The 15124-nt window shown below is 72.7% G+C and carries 15 protein-coding genes and 1 pseudogene; 5 read left to right on the top strand and 11 right to left on the bottom strand.

All coding sequences use genetic code 11. The features are described from left to right. On the bottom strand, positions 1 to 592 hold a 592-nt coding region (locus ACWCSD_RS31530), incomplete at its 3' end, for an ABC transporter ATP-binding protein (protein WP_449920273.1). Further along, positions 589 to 1683 (bottom strand): efflux RND transporter periplasmic adaptor subunit, encoded by a 1095-nt coding sequence (locus tag ACWCSD_RS31525; RefSeq protein ID WP_449920270.1) that lies wholly within the window; start codon positions 1681 to 1683, stop codon positions 589 to 591. The genes ACWCSD_RS31530 and ACWCSD_RS31525, both read right to left, overlap by 4 nt. Before the next feature lie 176 nt (positions 1684 to 1859). Here ACWCSD_RS31525 and ACWCSD_RS31520 point away from each other — a divergent pair, with 176 nt between their 5' ends. Then, on the top strand, positions 1860 to 3839 hold the full coding sequence (locus ACWCSD_RS31520; protein ID WP_449920267.1) for an efflux RND transporter periplasmic adaptor subunit: 1980 nt from the start codon (positions 1860 to 1862) through the stop codon (positions 3837 to 3839). A 146-nt stretch (positions 3840 to 3985) separates the two neighbouring features. On the opposite strand, the gene ACWCSD_RS31515 is transcribed toward ACWCSD_RS31520, so the two are convergent. From ACWCSD_RS31515 to ACWCSD_RS31505, 3 genes are all read right to left on the bottom strand, one after another. Beyond that, entirely contained in the window at positions 3986 to 5530 is a 1545-nt protein-coding gene (locus ACWCSD_RS31515; RefSeq protein ID WP_387669921.1) for an alkaline phosphatase D family protein, read from the bottom strand. 139 nt (positions 5531 to 5669) lie between these two features. Next, complete coding sequence (locus ACWCSD_RS31510; protein ID WP_449920264.1) at positions 5670 to 6260, bottom strand: HAD family hydrolase; 591 nt, start codon at positions 6258 to 6260, stop codon at positions 5670 to 5672. Beyond that, positions 6257 to 7078 carry a hypothetical protein gene (locus tag ACWCSD_RS31505; protein ID WP_397164215.1) on the bottom strand — a complete coding sequence of 274 codons (822 nt, stop codon included), beginning with the start codon at positions 7076 to 7078 and terminating at the stop codon, positions 6257 to 6259. The genes ACWCSD_RS31510 and ACWCSD_RS31505 overlap by 4 nt, the downstream gene beginning before the upstream one ends. A gap of 155 nt (positions 7079 to 7233) precedes the next feature. Between ACWCSD_RS31505 and ACWCSD_RS31500 the strand changes: the two genes are divergently transcribed. Beyond that, positions 7234 to 7500 (top strand): helix-turn-helix domain-containing protein, encoded by a 267-nt coding sequence (locus ACWCSD_RS31500; protein ID WP_387669925.1) that lies wholly within the window; start codon positions 7234 to 7236, stop codon positions 7498 to 7500. Between the two features lie 20 nt (positions 7501 to 7520). On the opposite strand, the gene ACWCSD_RS31495 is transcribed toward ACWCSD_RS31500, so the two are convergent. Continuing rightward, positions 7521 to 8300 carry a hypothetical protein gene (locus tag ACWCSD_RS31495; RefSeq protein WP_397164213.1) on the bottom strand — a complete coding sequence of 260 codons (780 nt, stop codon included), beginning with the start codon at positions 8298 to 8300 and terminating at the stop codon, positions 7521 to 7523. Positions 8301 to 8445: 145 nt separating this feature from the next. Here ACWCSD_RS31495 and arfB point away from each other — a divergent pair, with 145 nt between their 5' ends. After that, the gene (gene arfB, locus ACWCSD_RS31490; protein ID WP_364333916.1) at positions 8446 to 8856 is read left to right on the top strand and encodes an alternative ribosome rescue aminoacyl-tRNA hydrolase ArfB; all 411 of its coding nucleotides are present in this window, start codon (positions 8446 to 8448) and stop codon (positions 8854 to 8856) included. A 24-nt stretch (positions 8857 to 8880) separates the two neighbouring features. Here arfB and ACWCSD_RS31485 read toward each other — a convergent pair whose 3' ends face one another. The 5 genes from ACWCSD_RS31485 to ACWCSD_RS31465 all read right to left on the bottom strand — a co-directional run bounded on the left by ACWCSD_RS31485 (position 8881) and on the right by ACWCSD_RS31465 (position 13642). Beyond that, positions 8881 to 9414 (bottom strand): NADPH-dependent FMN reductase, encoded by a 534-nt coding sequence (locus tag ACWCSD_RS31485; RefSeq protein WP_449920259.1) that lies wholly within the window; start codon positions 9412 to 9414, stop codon positions 8881 to 8883. Between the two features lie 96 nt (positions 9415 to 9510). Beyond that, positions 9511 to 11478, bottom strand: coding sequence for an ABC1 kinase family protein (locus ACWCSD_RS31480; protein WP_358293201.1), 1968 nt, complete (start codon positions 11476 to 11478; stop codon positions 9511 to 9513). Positions 11479 to 11542: 64 nt separating this feature from the next. Then, positions 11543 to 12466 (bottom strand): acyl-ACP desaturase, encoded by a 924-nt coding sequence (locus ACWCSD_RS31475; protein WP_449920255.1) that lies wholly within the window; start codon positions 12464 to 12466, stop codon positions 11543 to 11545. An 85-nt stretch (positions 12467 to 12551) separates the two neighbouring features. Beyond that, positions 12552 to 12734: a hypothetical protein gene (locus ACWCSD_RS31470; RefSeq protein ID WP_449920252.1), complete on the bottom strand. Its 183-nt coding sequence runs from the start codon at positions 12732 to 12734 to the stop codon at positions 12552 to 12554. Between the two features lie 167 nt (positions 12735 to 12901). Then, positions 12902 to 13642: an HAD-IIA family hydrolase gene (locus tag ACWCSD_RS31465; RefSeq protein WP_364334674.1), complete on the bottom strand. Its 741-nt coding sequence runs from the start codon at positions 13640 to 13642 to the stop codon at positions 12902 to 12904. Positions 13643 to 13742: 100 nt separating this feature from the next. Here ACWCSD_RS31465 and ACWCSD_RS31460 point away from each other — a divergent pair, with 100 nt between their 5' ends. Further along, positions 13743 to 14936, top strand: a complete 1194-nt coding sequence (locus ACWCSD_RS31460; RefSeq protein WP_449920249.1) for a M20 metallopeptidase family protein — start codon at positions 13743 to 13745, stop codon at positions 14934 to 14936. Beyond that, positions 14936 to 15124: pseudogene (locus ACWCSD_RS31455) on the top strand (hypothetical protein); the annotation flags it as partial. The gene ACWCSD_RS31460 and the pseudogene ACWCSD_RS31455, both read left to right, overlap by 1 nt.

Genomic DNA, 15124 nt, shown 5'->3' with positions numbered 1-15124 from the left:
GCGGGGTGTGTTTCCGCAGCTCGTCGCGGGGGGTGGGGGTGTCCTGGTGGCGGGTGGGTTGGTGGGCCTGGTGCTGCGCGGGGGCGGTGACCAGCGCCCTGGCCACGGCCACGCGCTGCTGCTGGCCGCCGGAGAGCTGGTTCGGCTCGTGCCGCACGCGGTCGGTCAGCCCGACCTGCTCCAGCGCGGCCAGGGCGCGCGAGCGCCGCTCGGCCGGGCCGACGCCGCCGTACACCAGCGGCAGCTCGACGTTGGCCAGCGCGCTCATGCGCGGGATCAGGTTGAAGGACTGGAAGACGAACCCCACCCTGCGGTTGCGCAGGATCGCGAGCTGGTGCTCGGCCAGCCGTCCGACGTCCGCGCCGTCGATCTGGTACGTGCCGGAGGTGGGCACGTCGAGGCAGCCGAGGATGTTCATCAGGGTGGACTTGCCGGAGCCGGACGCGCCCATGACGGCGACGTAGTCGCCGCGTTCGACGTCCAGGCTGACGCCGCGCAGGGCGTGGACCTTGGCGTCGCCCTCGCCGTACTCCTTGACCAGGTCCTTCACCCGCAGGACGGGGGCCGCCGTCGCGGTGGCGGGGGCCGTCATCGCCCGCCGCCCGGCATGCCGCCGCCGCCCGGGAAGCCGCCGCCGAACCCGCCGCGCTGGTTGGCGCTCTGCGTGCCGGTCGCGGGCGGCACGAGCTGGTCGCCCTCGGACACGCCGGACCTGATCTCGGTGAGCGCCGTGCCCCTTACGCCGACCTCGACCGGGGTCCTGACCTGGCGGCCGTCCCTGAGCAGGGTGACCGTGGTCTGGCCGCCGCTGGTGGAGACCGCGGTGGAGGGGACGGTGACGACGTTCTCCGCCCTGCCGACGACGACCTCGACGGTGGCGGTCTGGCCCAGCCTGACCTTCGCGGGGACCTTGGTGAAGGTGACCGTGACCGGGTACTGGACGACGTTGTTGCTGGTGGAGGCGACCGGCTGGATCTGCGTGACCTTGCCGTCGGCGGTCACCCCCGGCAGGGCGTCGAAGGTGACGGTGGCGTTCTGTCCCTGTTCGAGCTTGCCGACGTCGGACTCGGTGAAGGTGCCCACGAGCTGGAGCCGTCCGGTGTCGGCCAGGTCGACGAACCCGCCCGTCCCTGTGCTGTTGCCGCTGCCGCCGCTCTGCGACTGGCCCTGCCCCTGGGACTGGCTCTGGCTTCCGCCCGAGCCGGAGGCGGTGCCGCCGACGGATCCGTTGACCGCCGTGACCGTGCCCTTGAACGGGGCCCGCAGGACGGTGGCCGCGACCGTGCGCTCGGCCTGGCGGTAGGCGTTGCGCGCCTTGACGTAGGAGGCGTAGAGCGCGGCCGTGCCGGTGCCCTCGTCGACCGCGCTCTGGTACGTGGCCTTGGCCGCCGACAGGCTCTCCTGCGCGGCGGAGTCGTCGAGCCTGGCCAGGATGTCGCCCTTGTCGACCTTGTCCCCCGCCTTGACGTAGATCCGCTCGACCGTGCCGCCCGTGCCGAACGACAGGGACCTGGTCCTGGAGCTGGCCACCGCGCCCGACGCGGACACCGACGCGGACACCGAGCCGCGGCTCGCGGTCACCGTGCGCACGGCCGTCTCGCCGGCCGCGCGGTCCGTGCCGAGCTGGACGTAGGCGAGCGTGGCCCCGCCCAGCAGGAGCACGCCCAGCGCTCCGTTGGTCATCAGCGCTCTGCGCCTTGTCGACACCTTCACAGCCGGTGACCCTTGCACACCAGCCTGCGCCGCAGCCGTGACGGAGCTGAACGTTCGCTGACAACCCGGGCCCGGGCGGGGTCACACAGCGAACTCTCAGGCTGCTCGCAGGCTGCCGTGAAGCTGGTCGGCCAGGATGGGCGGCCATGAGACCGACTTTCGCGCTGGGCGGGCTCGCCCTGGCCGTGCTCGTCGCCGGGTCGGGCCTGGCGCTGGCACTCCGCGACGACGACCCGCCCGCCGTCCGGGTACGGCTCGCCGCCGCCCAGCGGGGCCCGGTCACGGCCCTGGTCAGCGCCGCCGGCAACACTGTGGACGGTGCCCGCCGGGACCTGGCGTTCGGCTCGTCCGGCCCGGTGACCAAGGTGTACGTCAAGGTCGGGACCAAGGTGACCAAGGGCCAGGTGCTGGCCAGGATCGACGGGCGAGGGGCCCGCGAGGCGTACGCAGCCGCCAAGGCCGACCTCTCCGCCGCCCAACAATCCCTCACCACCACCACCTCCGCCTCCACCGGGACCACCGGAACCGGGACCACGGGGACCACCGGAACCGCCGGTTCGCCGGTCTCCGCCGGGTCTGCCGCCGCCGGCACTCCGGGCCCGGCCACCCGCGGCGGCACCCCCGCCAGCACGGGCAACCCCGGCTCGCCGAACGCCGCCAACTGCCCCACCCCGTCGGCCCCCTCGAAGCCCACGCCGCCGGTCACTTCGAACCCCACCCCGACCACTGATGGCACCGGCCCCGCCACCTCGCCCGCCCCGCACACTGGCACTGCTGCCACTCCTGGCAACGCCGCCACCCCTGGGGGCGCAGCCGTCCCGGGGGCGACGGGCGGCCCTGGCACGGCTATCGGCGGAGGTTCGGCGGGCGAGGGCGTTTTCGGCCCGACCACCCCGCCTACCACCACCTCGCCCGCCACCACTCCGCCCACCACCGCCACGAGCGCCACGACCGCCACGACCGCCACGACGACCACCGCCGCGCCTACCGGCGCACCCGCCACCAAGGCGAACAAGGCCGCCTCCCCCTCCTCCACGCGGACCTCCGGCGCGTCCCCAGCTCACAGCCGGCCCCCGACCGCGCCCCCCACCCCCACTCACGAGCCCTCCGAGCCCCAGCCCACGGTGACGGTCACCGCGACCGCCACGGTGACGGCGACGGTGACCGTGACGGCGACCCCGCCCGGCGGCGGCACCCCCGGAAGTAGCCAGACCCCCGGCACACCGTCCAACCCCGGCGAACCGTCCACACCGGGCGGCCCGTCCACCGCCGAGCCGCCCGCCACGGCCAGGCCCTCGACCACCGCGCCCCCGTCAGCGACCGCCAGGCCCACCACCAAGCCCACCGCGAAGGCCACCGCCAAGCCGCACGCGACGGCCTCCGCCCGTCCCACCGGCTCCTGCTCACCCGGCACGACCTCCCGGGACACCACCGCCAGGACCGCCACCACCCCCAAAGACGGCGCCAGGGGCGGGATCACCGAGGACCAGGCCGCCGCGAACGTCGACCGCGCCGAAGCCGCCCTTGAGGAGGCCGCCGACGCCGTGCGCGCCACCCGCATCGTGGCCCCCACCTCGGGCACCGTCCTGTCCGTGGCGGGCCGGGTCGGCGACACGGCCGGCACCGGCACCTTCATCAGCCTCGGCAACCTGAACGAGCTCCAGGTCCAGGCCATGGTCACCGAGTCCGACGTCAACCGGCTCAAGCTCGGCCAGCAGGCCGCCATCACCCTCGCCACCCGTCCCGGCGAGCGCCACGGCGGCACGGTCACCGCGATCGCCCCGACCGCCACGGTCGAGGACCGGCTCGTCCGCTACTCCGTCACCCTGGCCTTCGACGAGCCGCCCGCCGGGCTCATGCTCGGCCAGACCGCCACGGTGTCGGTGACCACCGCAGAGGCCAAGGACGCGATCTACGTCCCGGCCGCCGCCGTCCGCAGCCGTTCCGACGGCGCCCAGGTGGTCACCGTGCGCTCGGGCGGGCACGACGCCGCGAAGGTGGTCGGCACCGGCGTCCGCGGCGACCAGTACGTCCAGATCACCTCAGGTCTGGACGAACGGGACCAGGTCGTCATGTCCGGCACCACCACCGGCGAGTTCCCCGACGCGACCTGGCCGGGCGCCTGACCACCCGCCCCGGCTCCCAGCCGGCCCTCAGCCCGCTCCCAGCGAACCTTCAGCCGACGAGGCCCGCACCCCCGCAGCTCCCCGGCCGACGAAGACCGCCGATCCCGCCGTCCCCGGCCGGCGAAGGCTGCGTGCCCCGCCGGCCCTCAGCCATGGCGGGGCGCGGCCCGTCCGGCGGCTGAGCGGGGCGGTTCGGCCGGGATCGTGAGCCGGTGGGCGGTGCGGGCCCGCGCGCCGCGGCGGGAGATGTAGTCGAGCGTGCGGAAGTCCACCGACAGCTCGTCCCTGGTCAGCCGGGCCATGAGGTAGCCGCGCCGCTGGTCGATGTAGGAGATGTGCGGGTTCTCCTGCAGGGCCTCGGCGATCCACGTGCGGTCCCGGTAGCCGTCGCCGTCGCTGGCGATCGACGACGTCACCAGCTCCCTGGCCACCACCGGCGAGTCCGGGTCGTCGAAGTCGGTCTTGAGGTCGGCCAGGTGGTGCATGTGCGCGTCCCCGGTCAGGACGACGGGGTTCGAGGTGCCCGACAGCGACCCGAGCAGGCGGGTGCGCTCGGCGGCGTAGCCGTCCCAGGAGTCGAGGTTCACCTCGCGGCCCGGCCCGATCCTGTAGTCCCGCTGGGCCATCAGGATCTGCTGGCCCAGCAGGTTCCACCGGGCGCCGGACCCGCTCAGCCCCTCCTCCAGCCACCGCCACTGGGCGGACCCGAGCAGCGTGCGCCCGTCGGACAGCCGTTCGTCGCAGCCGGCCCGCACCCCGTCCAGGCAGGCCTGGTCGTCGCGGAACTGGCGGGTGTCCAGCAGGTGGAAGCGGGCCAGCGTCCCCCAGGAGACGCGCCGGTTGATGCGCAGCACCGCTCCCTGGAGGCTGGCGCGGCGCAGCGGCATGTTCTCGTAGTACGCGCGGAAGGCGTCGGCGCGGCGGCGGGCGAAGCCGGGCGCGCCGGTGCTGGAGACGGGGCCGGCCCAGTTGTTCTCGATCTCGTGATCGTCGAAGGCCACCAGCCAGGGCGCGACCGCGTGCGCGGCCTGCAGGTCGTGGTCGCTCTTGTACTGGGCGTGCCGCAGCCGGTAGTCGGCGAGGGTGGCGCACTTGCCCGGCGTGTGCGTGCGCACCCGGCCGGCCAGGGCGGTGTAGCCGCTGGGGCCGTACTCGTACATGTAGTCGCCGAGGAAGACGACCAGGTCGGGCTCCTGCTCGGCCAGGCGGCGGTAGGCGGTGTAGTAGCCGTGCTCGTAGTGCGCGCAGGCGGCCACGGCGAAGGTGAGCGGGCTCTCACCGGCGGGCGTCGTCCGGGTGCGGGCGGCGGGCGAGAGCCTGCCCTGGCTCCTGAACCGGTAGAAGTAGTCGCGGCCGGGCTCCAGCCCGTCCAGCTCGACGTGCACGCTGTGGGCGTCGCGCGGCCGTGCGGTCGCGGTGCCCGACCGCACGACCGAGGAGAACCGCTCGTCGGTGGCGACCTGCCAGTCGACTTCGACGTCGCGGGCGGGCATGCCGCCGCGGCCGTCGCCGCCGAGCGGGTCGACGGCCAGCCTGGTCCACAGGACGAAGCCGTCGGCGGAGGGGTCGCCGGAGGCCACGCCGAGGGTGAACGGATCGGATCTGAGTGTCGTGGCGGAGGCGGGCGAGGTGACGGCGCGGGGCGCGACGAGGCCGGCTGCCGCCGCTGTCAGGAACGTTCTGCGGTCCACGCTCCAGGTATGTCCGCCCGCGCTGACCCCGTCGTGGCCCCGTCATGACAGCGGAGTCAAGCGTGGGTGAACAGCGCCGGTCGCCCGGCGGGAGGCCGGCGGAGAGCCGGCGGGAGGTCAGCGGGAGGTCAGTGGGAGGTCAGTGGGGCAGCTCGCGCAGGGACTTGCGGAGCGCGGCGGCGCCGGTGAAGAGCACGCCGGTCATGCCCGCACGCTCGGCGCCCTCGACGTTCTCGGCCCGGTCGTCGACGAAGACGATCTCGGACGGGTCGGCGCCCAGCTCGCGGGCGACCTCGTCGAAGATCTCCCGGTCGGGTTTGACCAGGCCCATCCTGCCGCTGTAGAAGCGGTGGCCGATGGCGGCGATCCAGGGCAGCTCGTCGAGGCCGTCGGCCATGCACACGGGCATGTTGGACAGCAGCGCCACGCCGTCGCCCGCGTCGAGGACCTCACCGAGGACGGCGACCGTGCCCTCGTCGGGGTAGGCCCAGCTCGCGACGTCCATGGCCACCAGGCGGGCGACCTCGGACGGGGTGGCGGCCCGGTCCAGCACGGCCGACCAGTAGCCGACGGGGCTCAGGCTCGCCCGGTCGAACTCCAGGCGGTGCTCCCAGTAGCGGCGCAGGAACGCCTCGGGCTCCGCGCCGACGGCCCGCGCCATGGCCTCGACGTCGGCCGCGGGCTGCGGCAGGGACAGGACGTTGCCGTAGTCGAACACAATCCACGTCATGCAAGGAATGGTCGCAGATGCGGGTCGAGCGCCGGGCAGCCCAGGTATTTCTCGGCCGTGTGGAAGTCGATCCAGTCGAGGTTGACCAGCTCCTCGACGTCCACGCCGGTGAAGCTGGCGCGCAGGGCGGGCGGGATGGCGGCGATGTCGTCCTTGTCGGCGATGTTCACCCAGCGGGCGACGTTCTTGGGGCGTTCGCCGAGGCCGTTGACGGGGGCGGGCAGCAGGCGTTCGAAGACGACGTTGCGCATGCCGAGCGGGCTGCCGAGCGTCAGCAGCAGGTCGACGGGCAGGTCGGGGTTGGCCCACAGGGCCTCGTAGGCCACGACGCTGCCGAGCGAGTGGGCGATGACCACCCGCGGCCGGTTCCTGCGGATGGCGTCGGCCACGGCCAGCCGGCACTTCTCGCGCCGCTCCTGGTCGGTGAGGTAGACCGCGACCTCGGGCGCGAAAAGCTTGGCGAACGCCGCCGACCTGCTGTCGAGCTTGCCGAGCAGCCATCCGGTGAACGACTTGAGCGCGCCGGTGACGTGCTCGCCGAGCCCGAGGTCCTTGGCCCATTCGACGAGCACCTGCTGGGTGGCGGCCTCGACGCGGGCCGCCGCCTGCGGGGAGCTCTCCCCGGGCTTGGGGTCGCGCAGCAGGTGGGAGAAGTAGGCGACCTCGCTGAAGTAGGCGGCCGTCTCGCCGCCGAGCGCCGCGTGCAGGTAGCGGTCCCACTTGAGCCGCATGGCCGCGGCGGCCCCGGTGGCCGACCCGCCGGCCTCCAGGTAGTAGTTGTACTTGCCGATCCCGTGCACGCCCACGATGGCCGTCACAGCGCCTCCCCCTGACCGCTCGATCTTTCCGCGGATATTGGCATACGCCGCCCGTCCCCGCCCGTCAAGAGCCACCGGAGTTTAGTCTTGCCTAAAGGTTTAGGTAGAGCTAAAGTGGAGTCACGAGGACGGACAGCGTCGAGAGCGAGACCGACATGGCCTTTCGCCGGAACCCCCGTGACGAGGTGGGCGGTCTCGCCCAAGAGGTCGTCGACGAGATCACGTGGTACATGCGGGAACACAAGATCACCCGTGCCGATCTGGCCACGTCGCTGGGCGTCTCGCCCGGCCGGGTGAGCCAGATACTCTCCGGCGACGAGAACCTGACGCTGCGCACGCTCGGCGCGGTCGTCGACGCGCTCGGCGCCCGCCTGGAGCTCACGCTCGGCGACGCCGAGGACTCCCCCGCCGCCCTGGCCTGAGCGCCGGCCGCCACGCCCGGTCAGCGGGCGCGGGCGATGTGCTCGCCGCCGCGGGCCCGTGACGGCGGCACGTATCCCGGCAGCGAGCGGTAGCCGGCCCGGTAGGCCGCGGCCAGCAGGCGCAGCACGTCGTTCTCCGCGTCGTGCCGCAGCACGCCGTGCAGCCGGTGGAGGTTGCCGAGGTAGCGCTCGTACCTGGGGGTCCTGGTGTGGCGGGAGAGGGTGAGCGCGGTGGCCACCTTCGAGCGGGCGGCGCCGTCCTCGATCAGGGCGGCCACGTCCAGCCTGCGTTCGACGGCGTCCAGGCGGGCGTGCACCCGTTCGCGCCGCCGGTCGTCGGCCGACAGGCGCTCGCGGATGCGCTCGTGGTAGCGGGCCGCGGCCAGGCTCAGCTCATAGACGTTCCAGGACGGGTCCACCCGTTTCTCGCACCACACGCGCTCGTCCTCGGCCATCGCCTGGTCGAGCCGGGCCAGCAGCGACACCAGCCAGAACGTGGCCGCCTCCCGGGCCAGCGAGCGCCGCTCGTCCTGCCTGGCGCGCATCTGGCCGAGCCACAGGCCGCTCGGCGCGGCCGCGCCCAGGACGGTGGCCAGCGAGTCGCTCAGCAGCGCGTGCCCGGCCAGCGCGACGCCGGCGGACAGACCGCCGGTGAGCAGGCTGATGGCGACCGCGAGCCGCCGCCCGGCGGGCCCGAAGGGCCGGCCCTTCCCCTGGCACCTCAGCAGCAGGAAGACGACGGCGGAGACCACGGCGAGCCCAACGGTCAGCGCCGCCTGCGCGACCCACTTCGGGTCCATGGAATGAGCCCTTCCCGCGAAATGTTCTCTCCATATTCGCAGCGAGGACAGTGATTGAAAATGCCGTTGCGGACGGCATATGTCGCTCATATACGGTGACACTCATCTGAGCAAGGCGCATTCATCCGGAACAGGAGCCACCACCATGCCCGGCCCGCTGGTCGTCAACGACTCGATCGTCATCCCCGACGCCGAGCTCGTGTGGCGTTTCTCCCGTTCCTCAGGTCCGGGCGGCCAGGGCGTCAACACCACCGACAGCCGGGTGGAGCTGATCTTCGACGTGGCCGCGAGCACCGCGATCCCGCCCGCGCTCAAGGCCCGCGCGCTCGACCGTCTGGGCGCCGGCACGATCACCGTCGTGGCCTCGGAGTACCGGTCCCAGCTGCGCAACCGGGAGGCCGCCGGTCACCGGCTGGCCCAGCGCGTCCGGGAGGCGGTCGCGCCGCCGCCCAAGCGCCGCCGCCCGACCAAGCCGAGCCGGGGCGCCGTCGAGCGCCGCATCGCGGGCAAGAAGCACCGTTCCGACGTCAAGCGCCTGCGCCGCGACCCTCACTGAGCCCGCCCCGGGAGCACGCCGGGATCAGAGCGAGAACGCCGGTTCCCTGACCCCCGCCGGGCAGAGCTGCCCGATCACCGCGCGCACCTGGTCGCGCAGCACCGGGTCGGTGAGGTGGCCGTCGTCGTCGAAGTGCGGGCAGGCCGGCGAGATGACCAGCTCGGCGCCCATGACGACCGCGTCCGCGCCCTGGAGCTGCTTGTAGAGCTCCGCCTGCGCCCACATCGCGCCGCACGCCCGCGCGCTGGCGCTCATCACCGCCACATGCTTGCCGGACAGCACGTCGCCGGCCGAGAGCCACTCCAGCGTGTACGTCAGCTCCGGCGGCAGCAGGCTGTGCTCGGGAGCCGTCAGCAGCACCGCGTCCGCCCCGGCGACCAGCCCGAGCAGCTCCCTGGCCGCCACCGGCACCTTGCCCGGCTGGTACGGCGGGACGTCGCCCATCCCCGTCCAGATCTCGAACCGTACGCCTTCCGGCAGTTCGCCGCCCGCTGCGTCCAGCAATCTGTTGATGAAAGACCCCGCGTGGAGACTGGCGGCGATCCCGATGATTTTCACCTACTGCTCCCCAGGCGTTCCGGTGTCACCTGGAAACTTCCCGATGCCTCGGATGTCCAAGACCAGCCCGAGGTCAAAACCAGCTCAGTCTTCGCCTCAGCGCCGGTGACGCTCCTGGTCAGGCGGGCGTCGGAAGATCAGCGCGAGCACCCGCAGCACCATGATCGAGGCGATCACCAGCAGGTTGTAGCCGAGGAGCTGGTACAGGCTCGTGGTGCCGACCACGACGGGCCCGCCCTCGATGCCGAGCAGCAGCACCGCCATGAGCCCGGCCGTCGCGCCGAGCACGGTGAGCAGCACCTGGTGGACCAGCCCGGTGACGTAGCGGCGGTCGCGGTCGTCGGCCAGCAGCCGGACGTTCAGGCTGAACCTGCCGTGCTCGGCGGCGCTGGCGATGCGCTCGACCCGGCGCGGCAGGCGGCGCAGCATCGGCAGCAGCGCGGCCAGCTCCTGGCCCACGGCCTCCTTGACGGACTCCGGCCCGGCCCGCTCGGCCAGGTAACGCCCGGCGAACGCGCGGGCCTCGCCGATCAGGTTGAAGCCCGGCGACAGGCGCACGAGCGTGCCCTCCAGCGTGGCCAGGGCCCGGAAGACGGCGGCCACCTCGGGCGGGATGGACAGCCCGTACTCCGAGACGATCTTGAACAGGTCGGTGAACATCTGCACGCTGTCCATGCCGGGCCCGAGGTGCCTGGCCATGAACTGGCCGAGCGCCCGCTCCAGCGCCGCCTCGTCGATCTCCTCCGGCCGCGGGACGACCTCCAGCAGCGCGTCGGTGACGCCGAGCGGGTCCTGCCGGTTCATCGCGAGCAGGAAACGCTGCAGGGCCGAGCGGACGGAGCCGTCCAGGCGGCCGACCGAGCCGAAGTCGAGCAGGCCGAGCGTGCCGTCGTCGAGCAGCATGAGGTTGCCCGGGTGGGGGTCGGCGTGGAAGACGCCCTCGACGAGGATCTGCCTGAGCAGGCAGTCGAGCAGGTCGCGGGCCAGCGCGGGCCCCTGGCCGGGGGCGGCCGCGGTGACCGGCCCGCCCGACAGGCGCCGCATGACCAGCACCTGCTCGGTGCAGAGGGCGGGGAACGGCTCGGGGTAGGTGACGCCGCCGCTGCCGGAGGCGGCCACGGCGGCCATGTTGGCGGCCTCGACGCGGAAGTCCAGCTCCTCGCGGATGGCGACGGCGAACCCCTCGGCCAGGTCGCGCAGCCCCAGCGAACGCCCCCACCGGGTCCTGGACTCCAGCGTGGCGGCCAGCCGGCGGACGATGTCGAGGTCCTGGGCCACCACGCCCTCGATGCCCGGCCTGCGCACCTTGACCACGACGTCCTCGCCGGTGTGCAGCCGGGCGGTGTGGGCCTGGCCGATGGAGGCGGCGGCCAGCGGCGTCCGGTCGAATGCGGCGAACACCTCCTCGACCGGCCCGCCCAGCTCGGCGGCGAGCACCGGCTCGATGCGCTCCCACGGCGCGGGGGCGACGTGGTCCTGCAGGCGGCCCAGCTCGTCGATGAACTCGGCCGGCAGCAGGTCACGCCGGGTGGACAGCACCTGGCCGAGCTTGACGAAGGTGACGCCGCCGTCGTCGAGCGCCTGGCGCAGCGACCTGGCCAGGCGCACCTTGCCCGACCTGTCCTCCAGGCTCTCGCCACGGCCCCGCAGGTAGGGGCCGAGGCCGTGCCGGAACGCGATCCTGGTGATCTGCGAGTAGCGCCGGGCCCGGCGGATCCGGCCGCGCAGCGAGCGCAGCACCTCCAGCGGCCCCGGCACCGAGCCCGGCGGGACCAGCGCCTCGGCGAGCACCAGGATCACCATGGGGATGAGCACCATGCACATGGCGATCAGGAGCAGCAGCCCGAGCGCGCCCGCGTCGGGCGTGGTCTCCGGGTTGACCGGCCCGAACGAGGCGATCACCGGCGTCAGCATCGGCTGGGCCAGGCCCCAGGCCACCATCGCGGCCAGGAAGGTGCGTAACGCGCCGAACCTGACCCCGAGCAGGCGTTGGGCCGCCGTCGCCAGCAGCAGGATCATCACCAGGATGGCGAGCGAGACGAACAGCGTGCCCAGGAGCTCCATGAGGAGGGATCATGCCACGGCCGCGCGGGCGGCGGCCCGGCGGCGGCCCGGCGGCGGCCTGGTGTCAGCCCCTGGCGGCGGCGCGGGCGCGGCGCTCGTCGCGGCGCTCGACGAACCTGGCGGCCGTGACCTCGGTCTTGGCCAGGAACGCCGACAGCTCCTCGCGGGCCCGCTCGCCCTCGGCGTCGAGCCCGGTCTTGTCGAAGACCGCCCACTGGCGCAGCACCGGCATGAGCACGTCGTCGAGGTGCAGGCGCAGGTCGTAGATGCCCTCGTGGGCGATGATCATGGCCTTGCGGGCGAAGCCCTCCATGCCCGTGCCGGGCATCTGGAAGGTGGTGACGACGTCGGTCACCGCGCGCATGGTCTGGTTGGGGTCGAGCTCGAAGGCCGCCTTGAGCAGGTTGCGGTAGAAGAGCATGTGCAGGTTCTCGTCGGCGGCGATGCGGGCGAGCAGGCGCTCGCAGCCCTCGTCGCCGGAGGCCCTGCCGGTGTTGCGGTGGGAGATGCGGGTGGCCAGCTCCTGGAAGGAGACGTAGGCGAGCTGCTGGAGCATGGTGTTGTACTCGGTGACGAAACCCTGCTCCATGTGGTGCATGCGGGCCCGCTCCAGCGCGACCGGGTCGACCGCGCGGGTGACGGTGAGGTAGTCGCGCAGGGCGGTGCCGTGGCGGTCCTCCTCGGCGGTCCAGCGGTGGACCCACGTGCCCCACGCGCCGTCACGGCCGAACGTGGTGGCGATCTCGTGGTGGTAGCTGGGCAGGTTGTCCTCGGTGAGCAGGTTGACGATCAGCGAGATGCGGGCGGCCTCGGGGATCTTCGAGTCGCCCTCCTGCCACGCCTGGCCGCCGTAGATGCCGTCGAAGTCACGCCCTTCGCTCCACGGGATGTACTCGTGCGGGAACCACTCCTTGGCCGTCGCGTTGTGGCGATCGAGCTCCACGCCCACGACGGGTTCGAGCTCGTGCAGCAGTTCCGTCTGAGACATCGCCATAAAGATCTTCTCCTTCAGGTTACGGGACCGTAGGTTAGGCTACCCGAAGGCCATGTGATGCGGTGTCGACCTCGTTGTCCTAAATGCCGACGTGTTGCAGCAGCCGGTCCAGTTTGATGTTGAGGTCGAGGATCTCCGAGCGCAGCGAGTTGAACTCCTCGGCCATCGCCGTCCTGACGAACCGCAGCTCCTCGGTCACCTCGACGCGCAGCGTCGCCAGCTCCGCCTCCGTGCCCTGCTCCCCCGGCTCCTCACGCCACACGGCCGCCTCCTCGCATTCGGTAAGTCACCTTCCGCGACCAAGGATCGCAGCCGGACGCGCGCCGCGCCGCCGGACGGCGGCCGCCGGGAGTGGTTTTCTTCTTCCGGGCCACGATCCTCCGCGCCCCGGAAGAAGACTTGTCATCCCGGCCGAGCCGGCCGCCGGGCTCAGATCAGGTCGACGAGGTCGGCGACCGACTCGACGACCAGCGAGGGACGGTAGGGGAAGCGGTCGATCTGGTCGCGCTGGGTGACGCCGGTCAGCACCAGGATCGTGAACAGCCCCGCCTCCATGCCGGAGACGATGTCGGTGTCCATGCGGTCGCCGATCATGGCGGTGGTCTCGCTGTGGCCCTCGATGGCGTTGAGCGCGCTGCGCATCATGCGGGGGTTGGGCTTGCCCACGAAGTACGGCTCGACGCCGGTCGCCTTGGTGATCATCGCGGCCACCGCGCCGCAGGCCGGCAGCGAGCCCTCGGTGGAGGGGCCGATCGGGTCGGGGTTGGTGGCGATGAAGCGGGCGCCGGCCTCGATGAGCCGGATCGCCCGGGTGATCTGGGTGAAGCTGTAGGTGCGGGTCTCGCCGAGCACGACGTAGTCGGGGTCGAGGTCGGTCAGGATGTAGCCGACCTCGTGCAGGGCCGTGGTCAGGCCGGCCTCGCCGATCACGTACGCCGACCCGCCGGGACGCTGGTCGTCGAGGAACTGGGCGGTGGCCAGGGCGGAGGTCCAGATGGACTCGGCGGGCACGTCGAGGCCGGCGCCGGCCAGGCGCACCGACAGGTCGCGCTGGGTGTAGATGGAGTTGTTGGTCAGGACCCGGAACTTCTTGTCGGACTCCTTGAGCCGTTTGATGAATTCGTCCGCACCGGGGATCGGCCGCCCCTCGTGGACGAGGACGCCGTCCATGTCGGACAACCAGGAGTCGATCCGCTTACGCTGAGTCACCCGTTCATGGTATCGAGCGTGCCTTGTCGACTTCTCGCCGCACACGTGAACAATGTTCATCATGTCGTTCACTGAATCCGCCCTGGACATGCGGGACGAACTCATCCAGCTCCGCCGCTCCCTGCACACCACCCCCGAGCTCGGCCTGCAGCTGCCGAGGACGCAGGAGAAGGTGCTGGCCGCGCTCGACGGGCTCCCCCTGGAGATCACCACCGGCAAGACGCTCAGCTCGGTCACCGCGGTGCTGCGCGGCGGCCGGCCTGGCCCCGCGGTGCTGCTGCGCGGCGACATGGACGCCCTGCCGGTGACCGAGCGCAACGACCTGCCCTACATCTCCCAGAACGTCGGCCAGATGCACGCCTGCGGCCACGACCTGCACACCGCCATGCTGGTCGGCGCGGCCCGGTTGCTCAGCGCGCGGCGCGCGGACGTCGCCGGTGACGTGATCTTCATGTTCCAGCCGGGCGAGGAGGGACACGACGGCGCCAAGCACATGATCGGCGAGGGCGTGCTCGACGCGGCCGGCGCCCGGCCGGTGGCGGCGTACGGGATGCACGTGGTGTCGGCCATGCTGCCGCCGGGGCTGTTCGCCTCGCGGGGCGGCCCGATGATGGCCGCGGCCGACGTGTTCTGCGTGACGGTGAAGGGCACCGGCGGGCACGGGTCGAGCCCCCACCGCGCCAAGGACCCGATCGCGGCCGGCTGCGAGATGGTGACGGCGTTGCAGACGATGGTGACCCGCACGTTCGACGTGTTCGACCCCGTGGTGATCACCGTGGGCACCTTCCACGGCGGCTCGGCCGACAACGTGATCCCCGACGAGGCGCGCTTCGAGGCGACCGTGCGCACGTTCAGCAAGGAGCACCGGAGGCTGGTCAAGCGGCGTCTGGTGGAGGTGGTCGAGGGCATCGCGGCCGCGCACGGGCTCGCGGTCGAGGCGTCGTTCGGCATGGGGTACCCGGTGACGGTCAACGACCAGGGCGAGGCCGGGTTCGTCTCGGCGACCGCCGACGAGCTGTTCGGGCCGGGCCGCTACTTCGTGGCGCCGCAGCCGGTCATGGGGTCGGAGGACTTCTCGTACGTGCTGGAGGAGGTGCCGGGCGCGTTCGTCTTCCTGGGGGCCTGCCCGCCCGACCGCGACCCGGCCACGGCGCCCTACAACCACTCGCCGGACGCCGTCTTCGACGACTCCGTGCTGCCCGACGGCGCCGCGCTGTACGCCTCGCTGGCCTACGAGCGCCTGTCGAGGTCGTGATGCGCGCCTGGGTGGTGGACCGGCCGGGGCCGATGGCGACCGGCCCGCTCGTGCGGGTCGAGCGGGACGTCCCCGAGCCCGGCCCCGGCGAGGTGCTGGTCCGGGTCGAGGCGTGCGGCGTGTGCCGGACATGGGGTGCGGTCGTGGGGATGCGGGGGGAGCGGTCGCGGCGGAACAGGCCGTCGCCG

Source organism: Nonomuraea sp. NPDC001684 (genome assembly GCF_053596515.1).
This window is presented reverse-complemented; position numbering and strand designations above follow the sequence as displayed.